The 19,405-nt window shown below is 72.8% G+C and carries 18 protein-coding genes; 10 read left to right on the top strand and 8 right to left on the bottom strand.

The genetic code is table 11. From position 1 onward, the window contains the following. Positions 1-56 precede the first annotated feature (56 nt). Positions 57-662, bottom strand: coding sequence for an Rv1733c family protein (locus tag H343_RS0116820; RefSeq protein ID WP_037904035.1), 606 nt, complete (start codon positions 660-662; stop codon positions 57-59). A 421-nt stretch (positions 663-1,083) separates the two neighbouring features. On the opposite strand from H343_RS0116820, the gene H343_RS0116815 reads away from it, so the two are divergent. Then, positions 1,084-2,499, top strand: coding sequence for a family 2B encapsulin nanocompartment shell protein (locus H343_RS0116815; protein WP_028432112.1), 1,416 nt, complete (start codon positions 1,084-1,086; stop codon positions 2,497-2,499). A 64-nt stretch (positions 2,500-2,563) separates the two neighbouring features. Then, positions 2,564-3,952: a family 2B encapsulin nanocompartment shell protein gene (locus H343_RS0116810; RefSeq protein WP_028432111.1), complete on the top strand. Its 1,389-nt coding sequence runs from the start codon at positions 2,564-2,566 to the stop codon at positions 3,950-3,952. 85 nt (positions 3,953-4,037) lie between these two features. Here H343_RS0116810 and H343_RS0116805 read toward each other — a convergent pair whose 3' ends face one another. Next, positions 4,038-6,431: a phosphoketolase family protein gene (locus tag H343_RS0116805; protein WP_028432110.1), complete on the bottom strand. Its 2,394-nt coding sequence runs from the start codon at positions 6,429-6,431 to the stop codon at positions 4,038-4,040. 128 nt (positions 6,432-6,559) lie between these two features. Here H343_RS0116805 and H343_RS0116800 point away from each other — a divergent pair, with 128 nt between their 5' ends. From H343_RS0116800 to H343_RS31060, 3 genes are all read left to right on the top strand, one after another. Beyond that, a complete protein-coding gene (locus H343_RS0116800; RefSeq protein WP_028432109.1) occupies positions 6,560-7,843 on the top strand; it encodes a hypothetical protein in 1,284 nt (427 codons plus the stop codon). 146 nt (positions 7,844-7,989) lie between these two features. After that, on the top strand, positions 7,990-9,513 hold the full coding sequence (gene exaC / locus H343_RS0116795; RefSeq protein ID WP_028432108.1) for an acetaldehyde dehydrogenase ExaC: 1,524 nt from the start codon (positions 7,990-7,992) through the stop codon (positions 9,511-9,513). Next, the gene (locus tag H343_RS31060; protein WP_051265386.1) at positions 9,513-9,923 is read left to right on the top strand and encodes a DUF779 domain-containing protein; all 411 of its coding nucleotides are present in this window, start codon (positions 9,513-9,515) and stop codon (positions 9,921-9,923) included. The genes exaC and H343_RS31060 overlap by 1 nt, the downstream gene beginning before the upstream one ends. 91 nt (positions 9,924-10,014) lie before the next feature. Here H343_RS31060 and H343_RS0116785 read toward each other — a convergent pair whose 3' ends face one another. Both H343_RS0116785 and H343_RS0116780 read right to left on the bottom strand, forming a co-directional pair. Then, entirely contained in the window at positions 10,015-10,869 is an 855-nt protein-coding gene (locus H343_RS0116785; RefSeq protein ID WP_028432107.1) for an MOSC N-terminal beta barrel domain-containing protein, read from the bottom strand. Between the two features lie 55 nt (positions 10,870-10,924). Beyond that, positions 10,925-11,458: a DUF6643 family protein gene (locus H343_RS0116780; protein ID WP_028432106.1), complete on the bottom strand. Its 534-nt coding sequence runs from the start codon at positions 11,456-11,458 to the stop codon at positions 10,925-10,927. A 236-nt stretch (positions 11,459-11,694) separates the two neighbouring features. Between H343_RS0116780 and H343_RS0116775 the strand changes: the two genes are divergently transcribed. Further along, positions 11,695-12,960, top strand: coding sequence for a TerD domain-containing protein (locus H343_RS0116775; RefSeq protein ID WP_028432105.1), 1,266 nt, complete (start codon positions 11,695-11,697; stop codon positions 12,958-12,960). A gap of 63 nt (positions 12,961-13,023) precedes the next feature. Here H343_RS0116775 and H343_RS0116770 read toward each other — a convergent pair whose 3' ends face one another. Next, positions 13,024-14,157, bottom strand: a complete 1,134-nt coding sequence (locus H343_RS0116770) for a glycosyltransferase (protein ID WP_028432104.1) — start codon at positions 14,155-14,157, stop codon at positions 13,024-13,026. Between the two features lie 183 nt (positions 14,158-14,340). On the opposite strand from H343_RS0116770, the gene H343_RS0116765 reads away from it, so the two are divergent. Next, on the top strand, positions 14,341-15,132 hold the full coding sequence (locus tag H343_RS0116765; protein ID WP_028432103.1) for an aspartate/glutamate racemase family protein: 792 nt from the start codon (positions 14,341-14,343) through the stop codon (positions 15,130-15,132). Positions 15,133-15,252: 120 nt separating this feature from the next. Beyond that, entirely contained in the window at positions 15,253-15,849 is a 597-nt protein-coding gene (locus H343_RS31055) for a hypothetical protein (RefSeq protein ID WP_051265384.1), read from the top strand. On the opposite strand, the gene H343_RS0116755 is transcribed toward H343_RS31055, so the two are convergent. Continuing rightward, on the bottom strand, positions 15,785-16,813 hold the full coding sequence (locus H343_RS0116755; protein ID WP_078505761.1) for an O-antigen ligase family protein: 1,029 nt from the start codon (positions 16,811-16,813) through the stop codon (positions 15,785-15,787). The two genes, H343_RS31055 and H343_RS0116755, sit on opposite strands and share 65 nt — an antisense overlap. 185 nt (positions 16,814-16,998) lie before the next feature. On the opposite strand from H343_RS0116755, the gene H343_RS0116750 reads away from it, so the two are divergent. Together H343_RS0116750 and H343_RS0116745 are read left to right on the top strand one after the other, a co-directional pair. Further along, positions 16,999-17,481, top strand: coding sequence for an NUDIX hydrolase (locus tag H343_RS0116750; RefSeq protein ID WP_028432101.1), 483 nt, complete (start codon positions 16,999-17,001; stop codon positions 17,479-17,481). Positions 17,482-17,587: 106 nt separating this feature from the next. Continuing rightward, a complete protein-coding gene (locus H343_RS0116745) occupies positions 17,588-18,262 on the top strand; it encodes a DUF309 domain-containing protein (protein ID WP_028432100.1) in 675 nt (224 codons plus the stop codon). Positions 18,263-18,330: 68 nt separating this feature from the next. On the opposite strand, the gene H343_RS0116740 is transcribed toward H343_RS0116745, so the two are convergent. Together H343_RS0116740 and dhaL are read right to left on the bottom strand one after the other, a co-directional pair. After that, positions 18,331-18,756 carry a PTS sugar transporter subunit IIA domain-containing protein gene (locus tag H343_RS0116740; RefSeq protein WP_028432099.1) on the bottom strand — a complete coding sequence of 142 codons (426 nt, stop codon included), beginning with the start codon at positions 18,754-18,756 and terminating at the stop codon, positions 18,331-18,333. Then, on the bottom strand, positions 18,749-19,381 hold the full coding sequence (gene dhaL / locus H343_RS0116735; protein ID WP_486586928.1) for a dihydroxyacetone kinase subunit DhaL: 633 nt from the start codon (positions 19,379-19,381) through the stop codon (positions 18,749-18,751). Before dhaL ends, H343_RS0116740 begins: the two co-directional genes overlap by 8 nt. Positions 19,382-19,405 lie beyond the last annotated feature (24 nt).

The following is a 19,405-nucleotide window of genomic DNA, read 5'->3' as shown; positions in this document are numbered from 1 at the left end:
GGTGTGACGACGCGTCCGCACTTCGGGTGCCCGCAGCCCGGGCACGGGCCCGCGCGTCAGCTGCTGGAGCCCGTACGGCCCCAGTCCGGGCCGATGCGCGCCCACTCCTCGTCCCACCGCGCATACCGGCGGCGCAGCAACTGCCGCAGCGCCAGGCGCCGTCCGCTCTCCATCACTCCCACGGCCGCGGCAGCGGCGGCCAGTCCCGCAAGTGCGGCGTGGGAGGACGCGGTGCGCGGGTCCATCGGGGCGTTGACGGCCCGGCCCTGCTCGTCCGTCCACAGGCGGAAGCGCTCACCGGGCTGAACCCGCTTCTCCGCGGCGACGGAGTTCTTGTGGTTGCTCCCGTCCGGGCCCGACCAGTGGGCGACGACGGGGCTGCGGTCGGGACGCTGTGCCGCCGACTCCGGGTCGGAGTCCAGGGGAGCGCGCGTCTGCACGGACTCGACGGTGGCCCATACCTGGTGGCGGCTGTGCTGCTGTTCCCGCACGGTCTCCAGCAGCGCGCCGTGCGCCGCGGAGGCTCCCAGCCACCCCAGCAGTGGAGCGGTGAGGACGGTCAGGACTACGGCACACAGTGCCAGCCACGCTTCGCGGCGGTCGCTGCGACGGCACAGCGGGTTGCCGCGCCAGCGCCACAGGCCGACGATCGAGCGCATCATTTCTCACCCCCTTCTCCACGCCGTACGTACCTCGCTGAGACCGGTACATGCGTGCGCGGGCCCCGAAGAGAGCCAAATCACCGGCGCGCGGTCCGACGCCCCGGGGCGCGGTCCGTCTCCGGGTGTCCCCTCTCAGGCGTCCGACCCTACTCCGCGCGGCGCGGCGGCGGAGAGCAGGGTGGAGCAGGGCACCGGGTGCCGTCGGGAGCCCGGTCCTCTCCCCGGACGCGCGGGAAGGCGGCGGTGCGCGCGGAGAGCGGACCCGGCGGCGGGAGCTCACGGCGGGTTACCCCCGAGGGAGAAGGATCATTCCCGGCAATGTCTCATCTTTTGAGCGATTGCCGGTGGTCCCGCGCCCGGCTAGTTTCGTGACCGCAGTGAGTGAATTATCAACGCGGGCACGTAGATTGGCGGTTTCTCAATGGCGACTGCGGTGGAACGGAATTCCGGTGACGAGGGCGCGTCGGAAGACGCACAAATGAGCCTCGCCACTGCTGCCGCACGCAATCTGGCCACCACCACGAAAACACCCCCGCAGATGCAGGGAATCACCTCCCGGTGGCTGCTGAAGGTCCTCCCGTGGGTCGATGTCCCGGGCGGCACCTTCCGGGTGAACAGGCGTCTGACGCACACCCTGGGCGACGGGCGCGTGGAGTTCACCACGACGGGAGCGGACGTCCGCGTCATCCCGCTCGAGCTGACGGAGATCCCGCTGCTGCGCGGCTTCGAGGACCGCGCCGTCCTCGAAGCGCTTGCGAACCGCTGTGAGCAGCGGGACTTCGGGCCGGGCGAGACCATCGTCGAGGCCGGGCGCCCCGCCGACCAGCTGGTGCTCGTCGCGCACGGCAAGCTCCGCGTCAGCGGCGAGGGCAAGTACGGCGGTGAGACCGCTCTGGGGCTCCTGGCCGACGGCGACCATCTCGGCGCCGAACGGCTCGTCGGCGAGCCCTCCAGGTGGGAGGTCACTCTCACCTCGCTGACCAGTGGCACCGTCCTCACCCTCGCACGGGAGTCCTTCGAGGAGGTCCTCGGCCGCTCCGACAGCCTCCGCGCCCAGGTGGAGGCCGCGCGTGCCGACGCGTCCGCGGGCCGCACGGACGACGGTGAGTCCGAGATCGACCTGGCTTCCGGCCATGCGGGTGAGGCGGCGCTGCCGGGGACGTTCGTGGATTACGAACTGGCGCCGCGTGAGTATGAGTTGAGCGTGGCGCAGACGGTGCTGCGGGTGCACACGAGGGTGGCGGATCTCTACAACCACCCGATGAACCAGGTGGAGGAGCAGCTGCGGCTGACCATCGAGGCGCTGCGGGAGCGCCAGGAGCACGAGATGGTCAACAACCGGGAGTTCGGGCTGCTGCACAACGCCGGCACGAAGCAGCGCATCCACACCCGGACCGGCCCGCCCACCCCCGACGACCTGGACGAACTCCTGGCGACGGTGTGGAAGGAGCCCAGCGTGCTGCTGGCACACCCCAGGGCGATCGCCGCCGTCGGCCGCGAGTGCAGCAGCCGGGGCGTCCACCCGGGCACCGTCGACGTGGACGGCCACCGCGTGCCGTCCTGGCGGGGCGTGCCGCTCCTCCCGTGCGACAAGATCCCGGTCGCCGGCTCCGGCGCCACCTCGGTGCTGGCGATGCGTACGGGCGAGAAGGGGCAGGGCGTCGTCGGCCTGCACCAGACGGGAATTCCCGACGAATACCAGCCGGGTGTCTCGGTCCGTTTCATGGGCATCGACGAGAAGGCCCGCATCTCCTATCTGGTGAGCGCTTACTATTCGGCGGCCGTACTGGTGCCGGACGCGCTCGGAATCCTCGAGGACGTCGAGACCGGGTATTGACGGCTGCTTCCACCGCAGCCGCTGAGGAATTCATCGCGAACCCCCAAGGAAGGTCCTCCCGCCCATGACGTCCACGACAGGCCGGCCCGGTTCGGCCCCCGGACTCAGCCTCGCCACAGCCGCCGCGCGGCAGTTGGCCACCACCACCAAGACGCCCCCGCAGATGCAGGGGATCTCCTCCCGCTGGCTTCTGAAGATCCTGCCCTGGGTGGAGACCACCGGCGGCTCGTTCCGCGTCAACAGGCGACTGACGCACACCCTCGGTGACGGCCGGGTCGAGTTCGTCTCCACCGGCGCCGACATCTCCGTCATCCCCTCCGAACTGCGCGAGATCCCGCTGCTGCGCGGCCTCACGGACGACGCCGCGCTGGGGGCGCTCGCCGAGCGCTTCGAGCAGCGCGAGTACGCGGCCGGGGACACCCTGGTCGCGCAGGGCGAGCGGAGGGACCGGCTGCTCCTCATCGCGCACGGCAAGGTGCGCAGGGCCGGCACGGGAAAGTACGGCGACGAAGTGGCCCTGGGCGTCCTTGCCGACGGCGACCACACGGGCGAGGCCGCCCTCACCCCGGACCCGGGCGAGTGGGACCACACCCTGCGGGCGCTGACCCGGTGCACCGTACTGGCCCTGCGCAGTGAGGACTTCCGGGAGATCGCCGACCGTTCGCGCCCGCTGCGCTCATATCTGGACAGCTACCTCTCACGGGCGATCCCCCGCCAGAACCGGCGTGGCGAGGCCGAGATCGACCTGGCTTCCGGGCATGCGGGTGAGACGGCGCTCCCGGGGACGTTCGTGGATTACGAACTGGCGCCGCGTGAGTATGAGTTGAGCGTGGCGCAGACGGTGCTGCGGGTGCACACGAGGGTGGCGGATCTCTACAACCACCCGATGAACCAGGTGGAGGAGCAGCTGCGGCTGACCATCGAGGCGCTGCGGGAGCGCCAGGAGCACGAGATGGTCAACAACCGGGAGTTCGGACTGCTGCACAACGCCGACCTCAAGCAGCGCATCCACACCCGTACCGGCCCGCCCACCCCCGACGACCTGGACGAACTCGTCTCCCGCCGCCGCAAGACGCAGTACCTGCTCGCCCACCCGCGTACCGTCGCCGCCATCGGAAGGGAGTGCAGCAGCCGCGGTATCTACCCCCCGGGGGCGGAGATCGAGGGCGTGCGCGTACGCACATGGCGCGGCATCCCGCTGCTGCCGTGCAACAAGATCCCGGTGGCGGAGGACAGCACGAGCTGTGTGCTGGCCCTGCGCACCGGCCAGGAGAACCAGGGTGTGATCGGCCTTCACCAGACCGGCATCCCCGACGAGATCCAGCCCGGCCTGAACGTCCGCTTCATGGGCATCGACGACAAGGCCCTCATCTCCTACCTGGTGAGCGCCTACTTCTCGGCGGCCGTGCTCGTCCCGGACGCCCTGGGAGTGCTGGAGGACGTCGAGGTCTGAGCCGCGCGGCGAACGGCGCCGGACCGGACTGCCGCCGCCCGGCGGCCCGGTCCGGTCCGTCCGGCCCTCCGGCGGGGCGGCCCCCTCAGTCCCGGGCTGCGGACCAGCTCCACCCGGCGACCTCTGGCAGGTCGGTGCCGTGCTGGCGGACCCAGGAGTGATGCCGCGTCCGTACGTCCTGCATCGCCTGCCGCACGGCGTTGGCCGTGACCGGCAGGCCGGGCGTGCGCCGGATGACGTCCATCACCAGCCGGTAGCGGTCCATGTCGTTGCGCACGACCATGTCGAACGGCGTGGTCGTGGCGCCCATCTCCTTGTAGCCGCGTACATGGATCGAGTCGTGCACGGCCCGCCGGTAGGTGAGCCGGTGCACCAGCCAGGGGTATCCGTGGTAGGCGAAGACGACCGGCTTGTCGCGGGTGAAGACCGCGTCGAACTCGTCGTCGGGCAGCCCGTGCGGATGCTCGGAGGGCGGCATGAGCCGTGCGATGTCGACCACGTTGACCACGCGCACAGCGAGCTGCGGCAGATGCTCGCGCAGCAGCTCCGCCGCGGCCAGGGTCTCCTGCGTGGGGACGTCCCCGGCGCAGGCGAGCACCACGTCCGGCTCGCGCCCCGCCACTTCGGTTCCCGCCCACTCCCACACGCCCAGCCCCCGGGCGCAGTGCCCGCGCGCGTCCTGGAGGCTCATCCAGTCGAAGCACTGCTGTTTGCCCGCCACCACGACGTTGACGGTGTCACGGGTACGCAGCACGTGGTCGGCCACGCACAGCAGGGTGTTGGCGTCCGGCGGGAGGTATACCCGCACCACCGCGGGGCTCTTGTTCATGATGTGGTCGATGAACCCCGGGTCCTGGTGGGAGAAGCCGTTGTGGTCCTGGCGCCAGGCGTGCGAGGTGAGCAGGTAGTTGAGCGACGCCAGGGGCATCCGCCACGGCACGTCCCGGGAGCTCTGCAGCCATTTGACGTGCTGTCCGGCCATGCTGGCGACGATGTGCGCGAAGGCCTCGTAGGAGCCGAAGAGCCCGTGCCTGCCCGTGAGCACGTAACCCTCCAGCCAGCCCTGGCACATGTGTTCCGAGAGCACCTCCAGCACCCGGCCGTGCGGGCCCAGGTGGTCGTCGGTGGGCAGGGTCCGCGCCTGCCAGCCGCGAGGTGTCGCCCCGAACACCCCGTCGAGATGGTTGGAGGCGGTCTCGTCCGGTCCGAAGAGGCGGAAGTCGCGCCGCTCCTGCGTGGCGGAGAAGAGTTCCGTCAGCATCCCGCCCAGCACCCGGGTCGGCTCGTGCGAGGTCTCCCCGGGACGCTCCACGGGGACGGCGTGCCGCTCCGGCGCGGGCAGCGGCAGATCCCGCACGAGGCGCCCGCCGTTGGCGTGCGGGACAGCTCCCAGCCTGTGGTCGCCCTCCGGTACGCACGCCAGCACCGGGGGCGCCGGCCTGCCCCGGGCGTCGAACAGTTCCTCGGGACGGTACGAGCGCAGCCAGCTCTCCAGCTCCCGCAGCCGCTCCGGGTCCTCCCGCACGTCCGGCAGCGGGATCTGGTGCGAGCGCCAGGTGTCCTCCACCGGTTCGCCCGCCACCCGGACGGGCCCCGTCCAGCCCTTGGGCGTACGCAGCACGAGCACCGGCCAGCGCGGCCGGTGACGGGTGCCACCGGTCCGTGCGCGTGCCTCGCGCTGAGCGGTCCGGATGCGCTCCACGGCGGTGTCGAAGGCACCGGCCAGTTCGCGGTGCGTCTCCGCCGGCGGTGTGCCCGGGTGCGCGGTGACGTGCAGCGGGTCGTAACCGTATCCGCGCAGCAGGGCGTCGAGTTCGTCCTCGGGCAGCCGGGCGAGCACCGTGGGGTTGGCGATCTTGTACCCGTTCAGATGGAGAACGGGAAGCACCGCCCCGTCGTGCACCGGGTCGAGGAATTTGCCGGAGTGCCAGGAAGCGGCCAGCGGCCCCGTCTCCGCCTCGCCGTCGCCCACGACCGCGCACACCAGCAGATCCGGATTGTCGAAGGCCGCCCCGTAGGCGTGCGCCAGCGCGTACCCCAGCTCCCCGCCCTCCTGGATGGAGCCCGGCACCTCGGGAGCCGTATGGCTGGGCAGGCCTCCAGGCTGGGAGAAGTCGCGGAAGAGCCCGAGCATGCCCTCCGCGTTGCGCGGCCGGCCGGGGGTGTATTCCGAGAAGGTGCCCTCCAGCCAGGTGCCCGCCAGCACGGCGGGGGCACCGTGGCCGGGCCCCCATACGCACATGGCCTCGACGCCGTGCTCGCGGATCACCCGGTTCAGGTGGGTGTAGACCAGACCCAGACCGGGGGCGGTTCCCCAGTGCCCGAGCAGCCGCGGCTTGATGTGCTGCGGGAGCAGCGGCTCCCGCAGCAGCGGGTTGTCCCGCAGGTAGAGCTGGCAGGCGGAGAGGTAGTTCATGGCCCGCCAGTGGGCGTGCAGGCGTGCGGTTTCGTCCTCGGAGAGCGCGGGGTGCGTGTGCATGGCGGATGGGTACCAGGGACCGCGCGCGCTGACACCCGCGCGGGCCGGGCCCGCACGCATCCGAACCGTGAGGGATTGTCCGGGTCCGCAGCGTTGCCTGGGGCCGTGGGGAGCGGCACGATGACGGTGTGCGCAATCCATGGCTGGCGCTGGAGACCGGGGCCGACGCGGCCGAGCGGGCCGGTCAGGTGCGCCGTGCCCATGAGGAGTTCGTGACGCGGGGTGCCATCGGGGCGCTGGTGCGCGGCGTGGTCGCCGACTCCTGGCAGCGCTGTGCCGGGGCCTCCGTGGAGCCGGAGAGCGTCGCCCGCATCGACATGACGGACGCGGAGCTCGCCGCCTACCGTGCCGCACATCCGCTCGCGCGCGTCATGCCGCTCTTCCGTGAGCTGCTGGGCACCGTCGCCGACGACGGCGCCCACCTGCTGTCCGTGTGCGACGAGAGCGGGCGGATGCTGTGGGTCGAGGGTCACTCGCAGGTGCAGCGGCACGCCGAGCGGATGAACTTCGTGCCGGGCGCCCGGTGGTCCGAGCGCTACACCGGCACCAACGCGCCGGGCACCGCGCTCGCCGTCGACCACGCCGTGCAGATCTTCGCCGCCGAGCACTACTGCCGGCCCGTACAGGCGTGGACGTGCGCCGCAGCGCCCGTCCACGACCCGCGCACCCACCGCCTCATCGGCGCCGTCGACATCACCGGCGGCAACCATCTCGCAGCGCCGCAGAGCCTCGCCCTCGTCCAGGCAACGGCCCGCGCCGCCGAGGCACACCTCGCAGAGCTCTTCACCGAGGAGGACCGCTCCGGCAGGGGCGGGCCCGTGCTCAACGCCCTCGGCTGCGACGAAGCGCTGCTCGGCGCCGGCGGCGGCACCCCGCAGCGTCTGGGCCGGCGCCACAGCGAGATCATGGTGCTGCTGGCCGCGCACCCCGAAGGTCTTACCGGCGAGCGGCTCGCCCTCGAACTCTACGGTGAACGCTCCGTCACCCCCGTCACACTGCGTGCCGAACTCTCGCGGCTGCGGGGCCTGCTGGGACCGCTGCTCGACTCACGCCCCTACCGCCTGAGGCAGCGGCCGGGCACCGACCTCGACGCCGTCGGTGACGCACTGTCCGCCGGCAACCTTCCCGCCGCGCTGGCCGCCTACCGCGGCCCCCTGCTCCCGCTCTCGGAGGCACCCGGCGTCGTCCGGCTGCGCAGACTGCTGGAGGACCGCATGCGCCGGGCGCTGCTGGCATCCCGCGACCCCGCCCTGCTGGAGGAGTGGGTGCGCACCCCCTGGGGCGAGGACGACCTGGAGATGTGGGAGGCCCTGCAGGGCAGCCTGCACCCGGGCGGGACGCGCCGCGCCGCGCTCGCCTCCCGCGTACGTGAACTGCGCCGCGAGTACGGGCTGGAGGAGAGCGCGCCCTGAGGAACGGCCCACTGGGCCCGCACGCAGCGCAGAGGGCGGCGCACGCAACGTATCCGCAACGTTCCCGCCCCTAGCCTTCCCCAGCAGATCGACCCGCCCGCCCCGGCACGAGGCGGGCGGCACGCGCCACAAGGGGAGGCAGCAGGATGAGCCGCTACGCCGCGCCCGGGTCCGACGGGGCCGTCATGAACTACCAGTCGCGCTACGACCACTGGATCGGCGGCGCCTACGTCGCACCCGCACGGGGCGGATACTTCGAGAACCCCACCCCCGTCACAGGTGCGCCCTTCACCGAGATCGCCCGCGGCACCGCGGACGACGTGGAGCGTGCCATCGACGCCGCGCACGAGGCGGCGGGAGCCTGGGGGCGTACGCCCGCGGCCGAACGCGCGGCGGTGCTCAACAAGATCGCCCAGCGCATGGAGGAGCACCTCGAGGAACTCGCCGTCGCCGAGAGCTGGGAGAACGGCAAGCCCGTACGGGAGACCCTGGCCGCCGACATCCCGCTGGCCGTCGACCACTTCCGCTACTTCGCCGGTGCCCTGCGGGCCCAGGAGGGCTCGCTCTCCGAGATCGACGAGGACACCGTCGCCTACCACTTCCACGAGCCGCTGGGCGTGGTCGGCCAGATCATCCCGTGGAACTTCCCGATCCTGATGGCGACGTGGAAGCTGGCGCCGGCGCTGGCCGCCGGCAACGCCGTCGTCCTCAAGCCCGCCGAACAGACCCCCGCCTCCATCCACTTCTGGATGAGCCTGGTCGCCGACCTGCTGCCGCCCGGCGTGGTCAACATCGTCAACGGCTTCGGCGCGGAGGCGGGCAAGCCGCTGGCCAGCAGCGCCCGCGTGGCCAAGGTCGCCTTCACCGGAGAGACCACCACGGGCCGGCTGATCATGCAGTACGCCTCGGAGAACCTCAAGCCCGTCACGCTCGAACTCGGCGGCAAGAGCCCCAACATCTTCTTCGACGACGTCTCCACCGCGGACGACGACTTCCTCGACAAGGCACTCGAGGGTTTCACCATGTTCGCCCTCAACCAGGGCGAGGTGTGCACCTGCCCCTCGCGCGCCCTCATCCAGCAGGGCCACTACCGCGACTTCCTGGACGCCGGTATCGCCCGCACGGAGAAGATCGTCCAGGGGCACCCGCTGGACACCGGGACGATGGTCGGAGCCCAGGCGTCCAACGACCAGCTGGAGAAGATCCTCTCCTACCTCGACATCGGCAAGCAGGAAGGCGCCCGGGTGCTGACCGGCGGCGAACGTGCCGAGCTGGGCGGGGAGTTGGAGGGGGGCTACTACGTCAGGCCGACGATCCTCGAGGGCGGCAACAAGATGCGCGTCTTCCAGGAGGAGATCTTCGGCCCGGTCGTGGCCGTCACCGGCTTCTCCGACTTCGCCGACGCGATCGAGACCGCCAACGACACCCTCTACGGCCTCGGCGCGGGCGTGTGGACCCGCGACGGCAGCACCGCCTACCGCGCGGGGCGGGCCATCCAGGCCGGACGGGTGTGGACCAACTGCTACCACGCCTACCCCGCGCACGCGGCGTTCGGCGGTTACAAGCAGTCGGGCATCGGCCGGGAGAACCACCGCATGATGCTGGACCACTACCAGCAGACCAAGAACCTGCTGGTGAGCTACTCGCCGAAGAAGCTCGGATTCTTCTGATGGCGTCCCCGGAACAGGCGGAGAAGCACGGGCAGGAGCAGGCGAAGGCACCGGCCCCCGAACGGGTCGCCCTCACCGGCGGGGCCGCCGCGATGATCCGCCGCCTGACGCAGCGCCACGGACCGCTGATGTTCCACCAGTCCGGGGGCTGCTGTGACGGAAGCGCACCGATGTGCTACGAGCGGGGCGAACTGCGCACCGGCGACTCGGACGTCCTGCTCGGGGAACTGGAGGTCGACGGCGTCGACGAACCGGTGCCGTTCTGGATGTCCGCCAGTCAGTACGCGTACTGGAGCCACACCCACCTCACCGTGGACGTGGTCCCGGGCCGCGGCAGCGGCTTCTCACTCGAAGCGCCGGAAGGCGTGCGCTTCCTGATCCGCTCCAGACTGCTGGACGCACCCGACTGACCGGCCGGCGGACCGGCGGACCGGCGGACCGGGAGAAGGGTCCGCCGGTCCGTCTTCGGAACGGGTCCGGCGCCGCCCGTGAGGGGCCCGGTCAGCCGAGCACCTCGAACGAGTCCCCGCTGCGCACCCTGCCCGTGCGCTCGGGCACCAGATTCTGGCCGAAGACCAGCTGGTCCCCGAAGCGACGGTGGCGGGCCAGGGTGCGCAGCGGCTCCTTGCCCCGCTCGGCCGTCGACTGGTCGGTGGTGGTCACCACGCAGCGGGCGCACGGCTTGGCGACCCGGAAGACCGCCTCGCCGATCCTGATGCGGCGCCAGTCGTCCTCCGCCCAGGGTGCGGTGCCCGCCAGAACGATGTTGGGCCGGAAGCGGGACATCGGCAGCGGGCCCTCGTCCGCGTGATCCCCCTGTGCGATCAGCGAGTTGAGGGCGTCGAGCGACGCGGTGGTCGTCAGCAGGAGGGGAAAGCCGTCCGCGAAGGTGACCGTCTCACCCGGGCCTGCGCCGTCCCCGATCTCCCGTCGCCGCTCGGGGGCGTCCATGTGCACAAGCCGTGCCTCCTCGCCCAGATAGGCGGAGAACCACGCACTGGCCTCCTCGGCCGCCGGAACGACCTCGATCTTGGTGCGGAAGAGCTGCACGCGGACCGTCTCCCGGTCCCGCGGCGGCAACCCGACCTCCAGCGGCTCCCTCCCCGGAGCCGTGAGCCGGATTCCCCCTCCCCCCGGACCCTGCCCGTCGCTGCCGCCGCCGGGCAGGAGTTCGGCCGCGGCGAGCGCCAGCCGCGGATGCTCCCGCTGCGTCAGTTCTCTCCCGTCGGGGGCCGTCACCATCCAGCGCCGGTCGCCGGCCGGACCCCACGGCTCGACGCTCAGCTCCCCGAGCGCCGTCCCCGCCAGCGCCTTGACCGGGTAGAGGTGGAGCGAGGCCGGCCCGGGAGTGGTCATACGGCCATCCTGCCACCCCGCCCGGACAGTTGAACGACCGGACCGGCAGCCGGGATCAGTAGCCGCGGCCCTGGTACTGGGAGCCGCCGTAAGGGTCCTCGTATGCGCCCGGCATCTGCCGGGGCGCGGCCGGACGCGGTGCCGCGGGACGCGGCGCGACCGGGCGCATCTGCTGCTGAGGCGGCGGCGCCTGCTGCTGGTACTGCTGCTGGTACTGCTGCTGCGGGGCCTGCCGCGGGTCCGGATAGCGCTGGGACGGCGCCTGCTGCGGAATGTAGGGCGCGGGCGTCTGCTGCAGCGGCGAGGGCTGCTGCGCCATGCCGGGCTGTGTGTGCTGCGGGCCCATGGCCGCCGGGTGACCCTGCGGCGGTGTGTGGTGGTACTGCTGGCCGCCGCCACCGCCGGAGGGCAGGGCGGGAAGCGCGGGCGGCAGCGCCGCGAGCGAGTGGATCGATTCATACGCCGACGGCACCCGGATCGGCGCGATCTGCGGTGTGCCACGCTCGTTGACGAGCATGTCGTAGATCGGTGTGTCCGGGTAGGAGGGCGCAGCGTAGTAGCCGCCAGGGGAGTAGCGGGGGGAGGTCATGCCCATAAGGTAAGCCCAAATTGTTGCCGTTGGGCACCCCGGACAGTGGGCCGTTTCTTGTGCTTGCAGTGACGCGGTATCACCAATCCGAGCGAATCTGGGAAAATCGGTCGTTCATCGATGTCGAGATCCTGTAAAGGGACGCGCAGCTGACCGGAATGCGACGGGTGGCATAGGTTGGCAACCCGGGGCCGCGCGCAGGGTGGGCCGCACACAGGAGGGGGAGTGGCATGACGATGCAGAAGGGCACCAACGTCCCGGTGGCCGCGGCGTCCGTACGGGTCGAGCTGGGGTGGCGGTCCGGGCCCGGCGTACCGGACGTGGATGCCTCGGCCCTGCTGCTGGCGTCCGGAAAGGTCCGCTCCGACGGCGACTTCGTCTTCTACAACCAGCCCGCTCACGCCTCCGGCGCCGTACGTCACGACGGCAAGCGTCCCGAAGGCGCCGCCCACGTCGATGTGTTGAGCGCCGACCTGCACCGCGTCGAGGCGGACATCGACCAGATCGTCGTCGCCGCCTCCGCGGAGGGCGGCACCTTCGGCCAGGTCGCGGGACTGTACGTCCGCGTGGTGGACGCGGCCGGCGGGGCCGAACTCGCGCGCTTCGAGAGCACCGACGCCACGGTGGAGACGGCATTCGTCCTCGGCGAGCTCTACCGCAGGCAGGGCGGCTGGAAGTTCCGCGCCGTCGGGCAGGGCTACGGAAGCGGACTGGCCGGCCTGGCGACGGACTACGGCATCAGCGTCGACGAACCGGCACCGGCCGCCCCCGCGCCGCCGTCCGCACCGACCGCCCCCGCCGCCGCGCAGCAGCAGCCGCCCGCCGCGCCCCCGTCGAGCCCGCCGCCCCCCGCCCCCGAGCCGGTGCGGCTGACCAAGGTCACCCTGACCAAGGAGTCGCCGTCGGTTTCCCTGACCAAGCAGGGCGGCACCTCCGGCGCCATGCGGGTCAATCTCAACTGGCAGGTGCACAAGCAGTTCTCCGGCTGGGGCAGGAAGCTCGGCAAGGCGATGGCGATGCACTCCGACCTCGACCTGGACCTGTGCGCCCTCTTCGAACTCGCCGACGGCCGCAAGGGCGTCGTCCAGGCCCTCGGCAACGCCTTCGGCTCGCTTCACCAGCCGCCCTTCATCCACCTCGACGGCGACGACCGTACGGGCGCCGTCGACTCCGGCGAGAACCTCACCATCAACCTCGACCACGCCCGGGACCTGCGCCGCATCCTGATCTTCGTCACCATCTACGAGGGGGCACGCAGCTTCGCCAGCGTCAACGGCACCGTCACGCTCCAGCCCCAGCACGGCGCACCCGTGGAGTTCTCGCTCGACGAGTGCACCGTCGCCTCCAACGTGTGCGCACTGGCGCTGATCACCAACGAGGGCGGCGACCTCGTCGTCCACCGGGAGGCCCGCTACCTGATCACGGAGCGCGGCAGCAGCCCGCAGCGCACTGTCGACGCGGCCTACGGCTGGGGCATGCAGTGGACGCCCGGCCGCAAGTGAGCCTCGTGCGGGGCCCGTCGGGGCGGGAACGGGGATGAGGGCCCGCTCGGGCGCCGCCGTGGTTCAGGCGTAGGTGCGGCCCTTCCAGGCCGCGCCGCGCCCGGTGTGGTGCCGCAGCGCCGAGTGGAGCGTCATCAGCAGATAGAGGGCGGCGGTCAGGGGCAGCGCGAGCGCCTGCCACGGCGGCTGACGGTAGTAGCGCAGCATCGGCACGTAGGTCACCGCCATCACCGCCCAGGCCGCCGCCCCGGCCGCGGAGCCCGCCGCTGCCGCCACCGGGGGCACGAGATACACCAGCGTCAGTCCCGCCACCGTGCCGAGCAACACCAGGGGGCTGTGCCCCAGTTGGGCGTACGCGCTGCGGGCCACCATCCGCCACAGCTGCGGCAGCCGGTCGTACGGGCGCACGCTCGTCACGCCGTCGGCCAGGCCGAGCCAGATGCGTCCGGAGCCGCCGCGCTTGACGGCACGGGCCAGTGTCACATCATCGATGACGGCGTGCCGGATGCTGCCGGGAAGTCCGGCCCGCAGCGCGGCGTCGGTGCGCAGCAGCACACAGCCGCCGGCTGCGGCTGCCGTGCGGGCAGCCGGCCGGTTGACCCGGCCGAAGGGGTAGAGCTGGGCGAAGAAGTACACGAAGGCGGGGACGATGAGCCGCTCCCAGCCGCCCTGCGCACGCAGCCGCGCCATCTGTGAGACGAGGTCCAGCCGGGATCCGACCGCCGCGCCGACCAGAGCGCGCAGCGAGTCCGGCGTGTGCGCGATGTCCGCGTCGGTGAACAGCAGGAAGGCGGGGTCCCCGCGGGAGCCTGCGAGCGACATGCCCTGCTGGAGTGCCCACAGCTTTCCCGTCCAGCCGGGCTCCGGTTCGCCGGGGTCGAGCACACTCAGCGGCAGCCCGTGCGGCGCTCCGTCAGCGAGCCGCCGTGCCAGAGCGCCCGTACCGTCCGTGGAACCGTCGTCGACGAGGACGATCTCCGCCCGTCCGGGATAGTCCTGCGCCAGGAGCGTGGGCAGGCTCAGCGGCAGCACCTCCGCCTCGTCCCGTGCGGGCACCACGATCGCCACGTCCGGCCAGCGCGAGGGCTCCTCACCGCCGGGCAGACGGATGTCCGTGCGCCAGAAGAAGCCCTGGCCGAGCAGCAGCCACAGCCAGGCGGCCAGCGAGACGGCGGCGATCCAGGTGAGGGGGCCCATCGCCGCAGTCTGCCGCACGGGGCGTGCCGGGTCCCGCACGCGGCCGTCGAGCGACGTGTCCCGCGCGGACGGCCCGCCGACGCCGGGCGTACGTCCCGGTCCCGCCAGGCAGCGGGTGCGTGGCACCGGTGTGCCCGGATCGGGTGCGTGGCCCGCATGGCCCGTGGACTACAGTTGCCTGCCGTGAGGATCGCGCTCGTGGACTCGGGAATCGGCTTGCTCGCGGCAGCCGCGGCGGTACGCAGGGCGAGGCCCGACGCCGATCTCGTCCTCTCCAGCGACCCGGACGGCATGCCCTGGGGCCCGCGGAAGGCCGAGGAGATCACCGCACACGCGCTGGCCTGCGCCAAGGCCGCGCGCGCCCACGGGCCCGACGCACTCGTCGTCGCCTGCAACACCGCATCCGTGCACGCTCTGCCGGCGCTCCGCGCCGAGCTGGAGCCCGAGGTGCCCGTGGTCGGAACCGTCCCCGCCGTCAAGCCGGCCGCCCTCGCCGGCGGGCCCGTCGCCGTCTGGGCCACCCCCGCGACCACCGGAAGTCCCTACCAGCGCCGCCTCATCGCGGAGTTCGGGCAGGACGCACAGTTCACCGAGGTGCCCTGCCACGGTCTGGCCGACGCTGTCGAGAGCGCGCATGAGCACGCCGTCGACGTCGCCGTCGAGGCGGCCGCGGCGCTCACTCCGCGCGGCGTGCGGTCCGTGGTGCTGGGCTGCACCCACTACGAACTCGTCGGCGAACGCATCCGTTCGGCCGTGTCGGAGGAGGACGGCCCGCTGCCCGACCTCTTCCGTTCGGCCGACGCGGTCGCCGCGCAGGCACTGCGCCGCCTCGGCGCGCAGCCGGACCCGCACGCCGCCCCCACCGGTGGCCTGACCGTGCTGCTCAGCGGACGCCCGGCCCGGCTGCCCGAGGCGGCCGGTACGTACGCCGAGGGCAGGCTGCTCACCGCGGGCACGCTGACCGCTGACCGCTGACCGCTGCCGCGCGCCGCACCCGCTCCGGCGCACCTGCGCCCCCTACGCGCCCCTTTTCGCCTCGTCCGGGCGGAGGAGCCCGCCCGTGCCGCCGGCCGCCGGCCGCCGTACGCTGCGGCCATGAGTGAGCACTCGCGGGCCCGGCCCTCGCCGGCGGTGGTCTGGACTGGCCGCGCGACCAACCGTCTCCAGTGGCTGCTGGCCATCCTGGGGGCGGGCTGCCTGGCGCTGGGGATCGCCCTGGGGTTCCGGACCGCGTGGGCTCTGGACAGCGCGCCGCTGCTGATGTCGGTCGTCGGCTGTGTCGCGGCCGGGCTCCTCGGGCTCTTCGGGACGCTCGCGTTCGTACACGTACAGGTGAGGGTCGACAGCGAGGCGCTGGAGGTGCGCTGCGGCCACGCCGGTCTCCCGCGCCGCCGCATCCTGCTCGGGGAGGTCCTCGCCGCCGAGGTCGCCACCCGCGTCACCCCTCGTCAGTGGGGCGGCTGGGGCTACCGGTGGCGGCCGGGGAAGGGCACCGCCGTCGTCGTACGGCGCGGAGAGGGAGTGGTGCTGAGGCTGGGGAACGGCCACACCTTCACCGTCACCGTGGACGACGCCGAATCAGCGGTACGCGCCATCCGCGGGCAGCTCCGCCGGAGTGCGCCGCACCTCAGCCCGGCGGCCGAGCGCAGGCACACCCCGCGAGCAGCGCGGCGTCCGCCGTCACCTGGGTGAAGCTCAGCGCGTTGCCTATGGCGGCGAGCGCCGCCAGCGCTGTCAGGGTCGCGGCTGCGGTGAGGACCACCGGCGTGCGCCGGGGTGAGGCGCCGAGCGCAAGCAGCAGCCAGCCGAAGACCGCCCCGAGCAGCAGCAGGCCCGGCAGGCCGAGTTCGGCCGCCGCCTGCAGCGGCGCGGAGTGCGGTTTTCCGCCGGAGGCCGCGGCGGCCCCGCTCGTCGGACTCTGCTCCGCGAAGGAGTCGGGCCCCGTGCCGAGCACCGGGTGCTCCCGCGTGATCAGAAGGGCGTCCTGCCACAGCTGGACGCGGTGCTCCGTCAGCTGGCCCTCCAGCACGGCCGTCACCTCACGCGGCAGCGCGTCCTGGGCCACGGCCGCGGTGACACCGGTGACCGCCGCGGCGATGAGGGCGAGAGAGGCCAGGGCCGGTGCCCGCCGGCGTATCCCTCCCGCCGCCAGGGAGCACATCAGTACGGCGAGTGCCGCCGCGAAGCCCACGGGAGACCCCACGAGCAGCGCGGTCACCACCGTCGCGGCGGCCAGCAGCCGCAGAGCCGTGCGCAGCGCGCGGCTCCGCGTCGCCCACGCGGCACAGCACGCCGCTCCGACCGCCAGGGTGAGCAGCGCTGCGGTCACGCCCGAACGGCCCGCCGGGCCCGAGAACTCGAACGTTCCCGAGAGCGCACGTGAGGAGGACGGACCGAAGAGAGCGAGGAAGACGCCCACGAAGGCCGCACCGGCCGTCGCGCCCACGGGGAGCAGCGAGCCGGCGATGCGCCCGGTGGCGTAGCCGGCACCGACCGCGAGCACGGCGAGCAGGAGCCCTTCCGGCCGGGCGTCCCGGCCCGCGGCCGTGATCAGTGCCCAGGCCGCGCACGCTCCGAGTATCAGCACTCCCACGACATCGGGAGCACCGCGCTCCCGCGCGCGCCCGTCGGGCGGCACGAGCACCGGCGACGTCATTCCCTGCGACCCCCCGAGACCGGCGCACCCCGCGGCCGGACTGCTCCGGACAGGCGGTGCGGTGCGACTGCCGGGTCAACCGTAGTGCTTCCGGGGCGAGTTGTGGATGACCTGCACGGGAATGGTGCTGTTGGTGCGCAGGTGGGGACCGGAGCGCGGGCCGGGCAGGACGTAGGGTCGGGATCATGGCGACACCCGAATTCATCCGCGAGATCCGTGTCACCGCCGGTCATCAGCTGCTCTACCTGCCCGGAGTCAGCGCCGTCGTCTTCGACGACGAAGGTCGCGTGCTGCTGGGCAGGCGGGCGGACAACGGCCGCTGGGCGATCATCGGGGGCATTCCCGAGCCCGGCGAGCAGCCCGCCGCCGCAGCCGTGCGCGAGGTGGAGGAGGAGACGGCCGTGCGCTGCGTGGCCGAACGCGTGGTCCTCGTACAGGCGTTGGAGCAGTCCGTCACCTACCCCAACGGGGACAGGTGCCAGTTCATGGACATCTGCTTCCGCTGCCGTGCCACCGGGGGAGAGGCGAGGGTCAACGACGAGGAGTCGCTGGAGGTGGGCTGGTTCGGGCTGGACGCGCTCCCGCCCATGGAGGAGTTCGCGGTCACCCGCATCAAACACGCCACCCTCGAGGGGCCCACCTGGTTCGAGGGCATCGGCCGGTCCTGAGGCGGCGCCCGCCGTGCCCGTGGCAATGCCGCGGACAGCCGGGCGGCGTAGCCTCGGCAGCGCCTACGGTCCGGCGCCTCCGGCGGCGCAGGGAGGAGAACGACACATGAACACATCAGGAGAGCAGGAGGGCGGGGAGCCGGCATGCCTGCTGCCCCAGGTGTGCCCCGAGTGCGGCCGGGTCCGTGAGCAGCCCGGCCGCGTGGGATGCGAACACTGCGGTCACACTCCCCGCGCCGGTGAACCGCAGGAGAGCCCGGCGGCGCCCGCCCCGGCCGGCCGCCGCCGGGACCGCGACCCGGAGGGCAGGGCACGCAACGCGCGGCCGCGCGACGGACTGGGACGTCCGCTTCCCCACGGCCACCAGGGAGTCGCCCGGCAGCCAGAGGGTGTGCCGCGCACCCCGGCCGCGGCTCTGGACGAGGCCCAGGAGCTGCTGGAATCCGGCATGCCCTTCCACGCCCACGAGGTGCTGGAGGACGCGTGGAAGGCGTCCCCGGAGCAGGAGCGTGCGCTGTGGAAGGGCCTGGCCCAGATCGCCGTCGGCGTCACCCACCTCGCCCGGGGCAACACCACGGGCGGGGCACGCCTTCTCCTGCGGGGCGCCGAGGGCATCGGGCCCTACCGGGAGGATCCCCCGCACGGAATCGACGTCGCGGGGGTGGAGCGCTGGGCCCGGGCCTCCGCCGAAGGGATCGGCGACCGCGCCGCGGACGGGCCGGCGACGGTGCGGCCCCCGTCACTGACCGGACGCGGCGGCGGGGTGACCGGCGGCGGGTGACCGGCGGCGGTGCCCGTCTCCCGCACACCCGTCCACCACCGCGCCCCCGGGCCGTGGGGCGCGTGTGCTCACACCTTCCGGAAGTGGTACGCGTCCTCCGCCGCCGCCGCGACCTCCTCCAGACCGGCCCCGCCCGCCGAGGCGACGACCGCGGCGATCGCCCCCTCGACGAGCGGGGCGTCCACGAGCTGCGAGTTCTCGGGCAGTTCGTCCCCCTCGGCGAGCAGCACCTTCACCGTCAGCACCGCGCTGCCGAGATCGACGAGCACGGCGACACCGGCCCCCGTGTCGACCTTCTGCGCGGCGGCGCTGATGAGTTCGGCGCTCGTGCCCAGACCTCCGTCCGGTCCGCCGCCCGCGCCCTCCACGGGTGCGCTGTCCTGTCCCGCGGCCAGTCCCACGGCGAGGCGGGCCACCGAATCGGCGACCTCCTTGCTGTGCGAGACCAGGACGATCCCGACCCGCGGGGGAGGCGTGTCCTGCTGCTCACTCATCGGCGACCACCCCCGCCAGGGCCGTGAACAGCAGAGCGGAAGAGGTCGCGCCGGGGTCCTTGTGGCCCACGCTTCTCTCGCCGAGGTAGCTGGCCCGCCCCTTGCGCGCCCGCAGCGGCACGGTGGCCTCCGCGCCGTCGTTCGCCGCGGTACGTGCCGCGCCGTAGGGGTCGGGCCCGCCGGCGGTGAGCGCCTCCACGCCCGGATACAGCGCGTCCAGCATCGTCTTGTCCTGCACAGCGGCGCCCCCGAGCTGCGCGACCGCGTCGACGCCGACGCGCAGGGCGTCCGCCAGCTGAGCGCCGGTCACCCGCTCCGCGTCGCCCAGGGCCTTTCCCGTACGGCGCAGCAGTGTCCCGTACAGCGGTCCGGACGCGCCGCCGACGCTGGAGACCAACTGGCGTCCTGCCAGGACCAGTACGGCACCCGGCGTGTCCGGTGACTCCTTGCCCAGAGCGGTGACGACCGCGGCGAACCCGCGCTGCAGGTTGCTGCCGTGGTCGGCGTCGCCGATGGCCGAGTCCAGCTCGGTGAGCAGGTCGGCCTCCCGCTCCACGGAGGCAGCTGCGGCGGTGAGCCAGCGGAAGACGGCACCGGCGTCCAGCTCATCGGTCAGGTCCGTCAAGACAACTCCCTTTCACCGGGGCCG

The sequence above is a fragment of the Streptomyces sp. TAA204 genome, from assembly GCF_000424965.1.
Note: the sequence above shows the minus strand (reverse complement) of the source record. Positions and strands in the feature narration are given on the sequence as shown.

Bases quoted from the DNA above. Each gene is read 5' to 3' on its own strand.
- H343_RS0116770 (WP_028432104.1), bottom strand. From the start codon at position 14,157: ATGGGCCCCCTCACCTGGATCGCCGCCGTCTCGCTGGCCGCCTGGCTG.
- H343_RS0116810 (WP_028432111.1), top strand. From the start codon at position 2,564: ATGACGTCCACGACAGGCCGGCCCGGTTCGGCCCCCGGACTCAGCCTC.
- H343_RS31055 (WP_051265384.1), top strand. From the start codon at position 15,253: ATGAGTGAGCACTCGCGGGCCCGGCCCTCGCCGGCGGTGGTCTGGACT.
- H343_RS0116775 (WP_028432105.1), top strand. From the start codon at position 11,695: ATGCAGAAGGGCACCAACGTCCCGGTGGCCGCGGCGTCCGTACGGGTC.
- H343_RS0116750 (WP_028432101.1), top strand. From the start codon at position 16,999: ATGGCGACACCCGAATTCATCCGCGAGATCCGTGTCACCGCCGGTCAT.
- H343_RS0116815 (WP_028432112.1), top strand. From the start codon at position 1,084: ATGGCGACTGCGGTGGAACGGAATTCCGGTGACGAGGGCGCGTCGGAA.
- H343_RS0116755 (WP_078505761.1), bottom strand. From the start codon at position 16,813: ATGACGTCGCCGGTGCTCGTGCCGCCCGACGGGCGCGCGCGGGAGCGC.
- H343_RS0116820 (WP_037904035.1), bottom strand. From the start codon at position 662: ATGATGCGCTCGATCGTCGGCCTGTGGCGCTGGCGCGGCAACCCGCTG.
- H343_RS0116740 (WP_028432099.1), bottom strand. From the start codon at position 18,756: ATGAGTGAGCAGCAGGACACGCCTCCCCCGCGGGTCGGGATCGTCCTG.
- exaC (WP_028432108.1), top strand. From the start codon at position 7,990: ATGAGCCGCTACGCCGCGCCCGGGTCCGACGGGGCCGTCATGAACTAC.
- H343_RS0116745 (WP_028432100.1), top strand. From the start codon at position 17,588: ATGAACACATCAGGAGAGCAGGAGGGCGGGGAGCCGGCATGCCTGCTG.
- H343_RS0116805 (WP_028432110.1), bottom strand. From the start codon at position 6,431: ATGCACACGCACCCCGCGCTCTCCGAGGACGAAACCGCACGCCTGCAC.
- H343_RS0116780 (WP_028432106.1), bottom strand. From the start codon at position 11,458: ATGACCTCCCCCCGCTACTCCCCTGGCGGCTACTACGCTGCGCCCTCC.
- H343_RS0116785 (WP_028432107.1), bottom strand. From the start codon at position 10,869: ATGACCACTCCCGGGCCGGCCTCGCTCCACCTCTACCCGGTCAAGGCG.
- H343_RS31060 (WP_051265386.1), top strand. From the start codon at position 9,513: ATGGCGTCCCCGGAACAGGCGGAGAAGCACGGGCAGGAGCAGGCGAAG.